At 73.8% G+C, this 7089-nt stretch carries 5 protein-coding genes; all 5 read right to left on the bottom strand.

The window, feature by feature from the left end; genetic code table 11:
* Window positions 1–94 precede the first annotated feature (94 nt).
* The 5 genes from ACFXMF_RS45845 to ACFXMF_RS45825 all read right to left on the bottom strand — a co-directional run bounded on the left by ACFXMF_RS45845 (window position 95) and on the right by ACFXMF_RS45825 (window position 6984).
* Entirely contained in the window at window positions 95–1102 is a 1008-nt protein-coding gene (locus ACFXMF_RS45845; RefSeq protein WP_379988955.1) for an ArsR/SmtB family transcription factor, read from the bottom strand.
* Between the two features lie 449 nt (window positions 1103–1551).
* A complete protein-coding gene (locus tag ACFXMF_RS45840; RefSeq protein ID WP_360318073.1) occupies window positions 1552–2202 on the bottom strand; it encodes a response regulator transcription factor in 651 nt (216 codons plus the stop codon).
* Window positions 2193–3371: a sensor histidine kinase gene (locus ACFXMF_RS45835; protein ID WP_379991839.1), complete on the bottom strand. Its 1179-nt coding sequence runs from the start codon at window positions 3369–3371 to the stop codon at window positions 2193–2195. Before ACFXMF_RS45835 ends, ACFXMF_RS45840 begins: the two co-directional genes overlap by 10 nt.
* Before the next feature lie 194 nt (window positions 3372–3565).
* The gene (locus ACFXMF_RS45830; protein ID WP_379991838.1) at window positions 3566–6139 is read right to left on the bottom strand and encodes an ABC transporter permease; all 2574 of its coding nucleotides are present in this window, start codon (window positions 6137–6139) and stop codon (window positions 3566–3568) included.
* A complete protein-coding gene (locus tag ACFXMF_RS45825) occupies window positions 6136–6984 on the bottom strand; it encodes an ABC transporter ATP-binding protein (RefSeq protein WP_379991837.1) in 849 nt (282 codons plus the stop codon). Before ACFXMF_RS45825 ends, ACFXMF_RS45830 begins: the two co-directional genes overlap by 4 nt.
* Window positions 6985–7089: the final 105 nt, after the last annotated feature.

Raw genomic sequence — 7089 nt, 5'->3', positions numbered from 1 at the left:
CCTCGGCCTGTTCCTGTGCTGCTCCGCGGCGAACGCCCTGATCGCGGCGCTGCCGACGACGGATTGAGCGGGACGGGCGCGGGCGAGCCCGGGCTCAGGCGGGGGCGGGGTGGAAGGGGCCGGCGCCGAGGAGTTCGAGGCCCAGTGGGGTCAGGGCGTGCAGGACCGCACCGCCCTGCCGGGTGGTGGTGATCAGCCGGGCGTTGCGCAGTACGGTCGCGTGTTGGCTCGCGGAGGCCGGCGACATGTTCAGCCGACGGGCCAACTCCGTGGTGCTGCACCCGTCGTTGATCACCGTCAGCGCGGCGGCCCGGGTCTGCCCCAGCAGCGCGCCCAGTGCCCGGTCGCCGCCCGGGTCGGGTTCCCACAGCGCGACGCCGTCCCGGAGCTCGCGCACCGTGGGCACGGCGAGCAAAAACGGCGCGGTGTCGTCCTCGACGTCGTGGACCAACATCGCCTGCCGCCACAGGAACACGGTCGGTGCGATCAGCAGACCTCGACCGCCCAGCCGGATGTCGTCGTCCCTGGGGTAGTCCACCTCCAGGATCGGCGGCTTCCACCGGACGAGCGGCACACACAACTCGGCCAGCAGGCGCTCGACACCACCTTCGAGCAGGGTGCGCGCATACCCGGCGCGCACGGACTCCAGATGGGACCGGATCCGGGGGCCGAACGGTGCGAGTGTCACGTCGTGCCACGCGCGCAGGGCTTCGGCGAACTCGCGGCGCGGTTCCCGGCCGCCGTCCAGGAAGTCGCGGACCCAGGTCGTGTGGGCGGGGTCGAAGGTCAGGTTCGCCATTTCCTTGCGCAGCCGCCGGGTGGGCACCGCGAGCAGGTTCTCGATGCCCTCGTCGAGCGAGAACGAGTCCCCCACCAGCGTGCGCAGGTCGATCCCGGGGCCGCGTACCGTCATCAGCGCGGTGAGCGGACCCGTCGTCGCCTCCGGCCGGCCGGCCACCGCGGTGCGCCAAGCCCGGAAGGGCAGTGGTCTGCGCCGCCCGTGTAACAGTTCCAGGCTGTGATACGTCTCGGCCGCCGCACCGAGGGTCGTGGCGAGCCGGGTCCGGACCAGGTCCTCCGCGGTGAAGTGGATGCGCAGCACCGATGTACCCCCATGCCCGTGTTCGTCGTGTTCGTCGTGTTCGCGATGCCCCCGTGGCGCCTCCCGGCCGGCGCGGAGCAGGGGAGGACGACGACAGTGTGCGTCCTCGAACGTCCCCGGACCAGCAGGTTTCGGCTCAGGCTGAAAGGCGTTTTCAGACACCGTCCGGTCCGTCAGGCTTGCCGGTGACGGGGGTGACCCCGGGTGGTGCGCTTGCCGAGGGCCGAGGATCCGACACGGGGCGGAGGCCGCGGCCGTGCAGGGCGTCGTCGGGCCCGGACCCGACCCGGGCGGGGACCGAACGGGGATCGGTCCCCGCCCGGCAACCGCCGGCAGCGGGCCGCCGCGCCGTCGAGTTCGATCCGGGGTCGACGGTACGGCCCGCGGGCCGGGTCGGGCCAAGGCGTGAACGCCGGTCGGGAGCCGGGGCGAAGGCGGCTCCGCCGGTGTCAGGAGCCCAGGTAGCGCAGGATGGCCAGGACCCGGCGGCTGTATCCGGATCCGGACGGGTGGGCCACGTCGAGTCGGTCGAAGATCGCGTTGACGTGCTTTTCCACCGCGCTCTGCGACACGTGCAGAGCCTGGGCGATGGCGGCGTTCGTGCGGCCCTCCGCCATGTGTGCCAATACCTCGCGTTCGCGCGGGGTGAGCCGGTCCAGCGGGTCGACGTGGCTGGTCCGGGCGAGGAGTTGGCGCACCACCTCGGGGTCGAACGCGGCGCCGCCGGCGGCGACTCGGGCCAGTGCGTCGAGGAAGTCGTCCACGTGCGCGACCCGATCCTTGAGCAGGTAGCCCACGGCCGCGCCGTCGTCGGTCAACAACTCGACGGCGTACCGCTTTTCGATGTACTGGGAGAGCACCAGTACGCCCACCCCGGGCCGGCGGCGGCGCACCTCCAGGGCGGCCCGCAGGCCCTCGTCCGTGTGCGTGGGCGGCATCCGTACGTCGGCCACCACCACGTCCGGGACGTGCCGGTCGACCGCCTCGACCATGGCGTCGCCGTCGCCGACACTGGCGACCACCTCGTGTCCCTCGTCGGCGAGCAGCCGGGCCAACCCCTCCCGCAGCAGCGCCGAATCGTCGGCCAGGACTATGCGCACGGCACCTCCGCGGTGATCGTGGTGGGGCCTCCGGGCGGACTGTCCACCCGCAGGGTTCCGTCCAGGGCGGCGACCCGGCGGGCCAGCCCGGACAGGCCGCCGCCGGCGGCATCCGCGCCGCCGACGCCGTCGTCGACGATGCGTACCCGCACCGCGTTGCCCTCAGTGCCGGCGACGGACACCGTGACGGCGCCGGCGTGCGCGTGCTTGACGGTATTGGTGATCGCCTCCGCGACCACGAAGTAGACGGCGGTGGCCACGATCGGCGCCGGCTCCGCGGCGACGTGGTAGGTCAACCCGACCCGTACCGGGGAACGTTCGGCGATCGTCTCCAGCACCGCGCGCAGCCCGCCGTCGTCCAGCCCGGTCGGATGGATCCGCCACGCCACGTCCCGCAGGTCGATCAGCGCCTGCTGGGCCTGCTCGTGTGCCTGCCGCAGCAACTCGTCGGTCCGCGCCGGATCGCCGCCGCGCCGGGCCCGGCCGAGCAACATGCCCAGCGCTACCAGGCGTTGTTGTACACCGTCGTGCAGATCGCGTTCGATCCGCCGGCGTTCCTCGTGCACGGCCTCGACCACGCCCGCCCGGCTGGCGGCCAACTCGTCGACGCGACGGCGCAGTACCTCGTTCCGGTCCGGTTCGAGCAGCCGCCGGGCCAGGGCCCGATCACTCTTCGCGAGGCCGACCAGGCCGTACGACGCCAGGGCGAACAGGGCCAGTCCGGAGGGGATCAGGATCAGTACGTCGGTCGTGGTGGTGTTCGGACTGCCCGCGAGCCACGCGCCCACCATCACCGCGGCGAACCCGACCCCGCCGCCGGTGAGCACGAGCAGGGCACCGCCGAGCAGGGCGATCGGCATCCGCGCCGCGAGATAGCGGATCAGCCGCCGCGGATCGCTCGGGATCGGGTGGATCGGGCCCGGATCGGGGTGGGTCGGTCGGGTCGGGTCGGGATCGGCGGGCCCGGCCAGCCGGCTGCGTTCCAGTTCGGTCAGCCTGCGTGCGGCGCGGCCGACCGGGCCCGGCACGTGCCCGCGCGAGCCGGACCCGAGGAGGCCCGCGCGCAGCAGGCCGGCCACCAGCAGGAACAGGGCGGTCGGCACGACGGTCAGCGTGCCCTTGAAGAGCACCCCGACCGCGTCCGCGACGCTTCGCGCGCCGGCGCGCACCGGTGCCGCGAATCCGCGGACTCGTCCCGTGGCCGTCCCCCGACCCGAATCCTGCGACACCCTTCCCCACTTCGTTCGCCCACGTCGTCTCGGTGCGTCGAGCCTCTCATCCGACCCGGTCGGTCCGACCGGGCGGGCCACCCGGGCCGGGCCCGAGGCGGCGAGGACGTCGCCGCCGCCCCTGGTTCGACGGCTCATCCCGCGCCGGCCATCGCCTCGCGCAGGTGGACCCGGGCCGCCCGGCGGGAGGGGAGCCACGCGGCGAGGGTGCCGGCGGCGACCGCGCCGACCAGGACGGCCGCGCAGGTCGGCCACGGGACGGTCAGGCTGTCCAGGCCCTTGGTCGCCAGTACGCGCTGGGTGGCCGCGCCCCAGGCCAGACCGGGCAGCAGACCCAGGACCGCGCCGACCACGGCGATCAGGACCGCCTCCGCGCGGATCATCCGGCGAATCCGCCGCCGGGTCAGCCCCAGCGCCCGCAACAGGGCCATCTCCCGGGTGCGTTCGACCACGGACAGGGCGAGGGTGTCGACCACGCCCAGGACGGCCACCAGGATCGCCAGCGCGAGCAGCGCGTACACCAGGTCCAGGGCCAGGGCGACCGTGTCGTGCAACGCCTTGCGGTAGCTGTCCCGGTCGCGGACCTTGGTCTGCGGGAAGGCGTCCAGGCGCTTCGCCAGGGCCGCGTACACCCCGGCCCGGTCCGCGCCCGCCGCGGCGGTGGCGAAGTACACGTCGTCCAGCGGCATTTGCTCGGCGGGCAGGTGTGCGCGGACCACGTGGGTGCCGATGTAGGTCGCGCCGGAGGCGAACACGTCCCCGTCGCGCACGATGCCGCCGACCCGGAGCCGGGCGGTACCGCCGCCGTGGAAGCGCACCTGGACCGGATCGCCGACCGCGAGCCGGTGCTCGTCGGCGAACGCCTGCGGCACGGTGATCCCGTCGCCGCCCGGGGCCAGCGTCGAGCGCGTGTCGCCGGCGGTGAAGGCGAGCCGGAAGTCGTCGGTGAAGCGCTCGGTGGTCGCGGTGAGATCGTGATCGCGGTCGGTGCCCTGTGCGGTGATCAGGTCGGCCCGTACGGTCTGTTGGGCGGTGACGTGGTCCAGGCCCGGCGTCTCCCGGACCACGCGCGCCACCTGCTCGGTCATCGGCCGGGAGGAGAGCACGAAGTAGTCCGCGTTCACGGAGCGTTCGAGTTGGCCGTCGACGGAGGTGACCAACGACGCGGCGACCAGGGACAGGAAGCTCACCAGCGCGATGCCGACCATCAGGGCCGAGGCGGTGGCGCCGGTGCGCCGAGGGTCGCGAATCGCGTTGCCGCGGGCGAGCCGGCCGATCGGCCCGGAACGGGACGCGAGCAGCCGATCCAGGCCGCGCACCGCCCATACGCTCAGCAGCGGCGCGCCGGCCACGGTGGCCAGGAGGGTGAGCAGGACACCGGCCGCGAGCAACGGCCCGGCCGCCGCGAGATCGTCCGCACGTACGGCGAGCAACAGCGCACCGGTGCCCAGTACACCGCTCGTGCCGGCCACGAGATTGCGGGTGCGCAGCGGGCGCCGGGTCCCGGGCCCGGCCTCGCGCAGCAACGCCGCCATCGGGGACACCCGGCCGGCCCGCCGAGCCGGGAGATAGGCCGCCACCAGGGTGATCGACACGCCCACCAGGTACGCGACCGCCGGGGTCGACCAATGCACCGTGGGCAGGCTCGCCGCCGGGCCGGCGCCGACCCGTCCGACGATGCGGATCAGTCCGGCCGCGAGTGCCACGCCCAGCGCGAGGCCCAGGGTGGACCCGGCGATGCCCAACAGCCCCGCCTCGCCCAGGATCAGGCGGTTCACCTGGCCGCGCCCGGCCCCGACGGCGCGCAGCAGTCCGCTCTGTCGGGTCCGCGCGGCGACCAGCATGGAGAAGGTGTTGCCGATCAGGAACACGCCGACGAGCACGGAGATCCCGGCGAATCCGAGCATGAGGTGGGTGACCACGCGCAACGAGGCGCCGGCGGCATCGCCGCGCGCGGCGGCCTCCGCGTCGCGGGTCCGGACGGTGTGGCCGGCGGGATCGGGCAGCGCGGCCAGAACCCGATCGCGCAACCGCGCATCCGGCACCCCGGGCTCGGCGGTGACGGCGATGGAGGTGAACCGGTCCGGTCCGCCCAGGAGTCGACGCTGCGCGGTGGCGGCGTCCAGGAAGAGGTCGGCGTCGTGCGCCCGGTCCGCGCGGTCTCGGGCCAAGCCCACCACGGTGGCCTCGAAGGTACCGGGGACGGCCATGATCCGCAGTCGATCGCCGAGTCGAACCCCGTGCTTCGCAGCGGCGTTCGCCGACACGACCAGCTCCGTCGGGGCGATCGGCGCGCGTCCTGCGGTCAGCCGTGGCGCGGACCCGGCATCGGCCGGCCAGTCGGCGACGAGGTCCCCCCGTGAACTCAGCGGCCTGCCACGGCCGTCCAGCACGACCGTGTCCGGCACGTGCACCCGCCCGTACGCGGCGCGCACGCCGTCGGCGCGAGTCGCCGCGTCCAGCACCCGACCGGGCAGGGTCGCGGGCAGGCCGGTACCGTCCTGGCGGTCGCCGCCGTTCCCACGGGGCGTCACCGTCACGTCCGCCGTCGATTCGGCGAACGACGAACGAGCGGACGCCGTGACCGAGTCGCGGAACACCAGCGTGCCGGCCACGAACGCGGTGCCCAGGGCGATCGCCACCAGAGCCAGGAGCATGCGGGACTTGTGTGCCACGACCCCGCGCAGCGCGATCCGAGCGAGCGTCACGCGCGCACCTCGCTCGCGTCGTGGCCGAACGCGGCTGCGGGAGCCGCGGATGCGATGTTTCGGCCAGGGCCGTCGAGGCGTCCCATGCGCTCGAACACGGCCTCCGCCGTGGGGCGGGGCAGGTCGTCCACGATCCGGCCGTCGGCCAGGAACAGCACCCGGTCCGCGTAGGCCGCCGCGTTCGGGTCGTGGGTGACCATCAGCACGCTCTGGCCCCACTCGTGTACGCCGCGCCGGAGCAGTTCGAGCACCTCGGTGCCGGCTCGCGAGTCCAGGTTCCCGGTCGGTTCGTCGGCGAAGACGATCTCCGGTCGGGACACCAACGCCCGAGCGACGGCGACGCGTTGTTGTTGGCCACCGGACAACTCGGCGGGTCGATGGGCCAATCGCCCGGCCAACCCGGTGGCCGCGACGATGCGATCCAGGTGGGCCCGGTCGACCCGGCGTCCGGCGATCTCCACCGGCAGCGTGATGTTCTCCAGGGCGGACAGCGTGGGCAGCAGGTTGAACGCCTGGAAGACGAACCCGAGCCGGTCGCGCCGCAGTTCGGTCAAGGCGTCATCGTCGAGCCCGGCCAACTCGGTATCGCCGATCGCCACGCTGCCCCGGGTCGCGGTGTCCAGGCCGGCCAGACACTGCATCAGCGTCGACTTGCCGGAGCCGGACGGCCCCATGATCGCGGTGAAGGTGCCGCGCACGATGTCCACGTCCACGCCCGCCAACGCCGCGACCCGGATCGGTCCGGAACCGTACTCCTTGACCAGCCCCCTGGCCCGCGCGACCACCGAAGACGTGCCCCGCGCCCCCTGGGCGACCGCCGCCACCCGCACCCTGTTCCTCGGCATCCGCCGACCTCCTCGCTCACCCGATGCGAGCCCGCCCCATCCGAACGGACCCCGAACCACCGGCAAGACCAGCCTGCGAGAGCACGACCTCGCACACCATGAGGC

The organism is Embleya sp. NPDC059213 (genome assembly GCF_042754445.1).
In the GTDB taxonomy this organism is placed as follows: Bacteria; Actinomycetota; Actinomycetes; order Streptomycetales; family Streptomycetaceae; genus Embleya.
This window is presented reverse-complemented; position numbering and strand designations above follow the sequence as displayed.

What these genes read in the sequence shown, in the direction of transcription:
- ACFXMF_RS45825 (WP_379991837.1), bottom strand. Translation starts at nt 6,984, where the DNA reads ATGCCGAGGAACAGGGTGCGGGTGGCGGCGGTCGCCCAGGGGGCGCGG.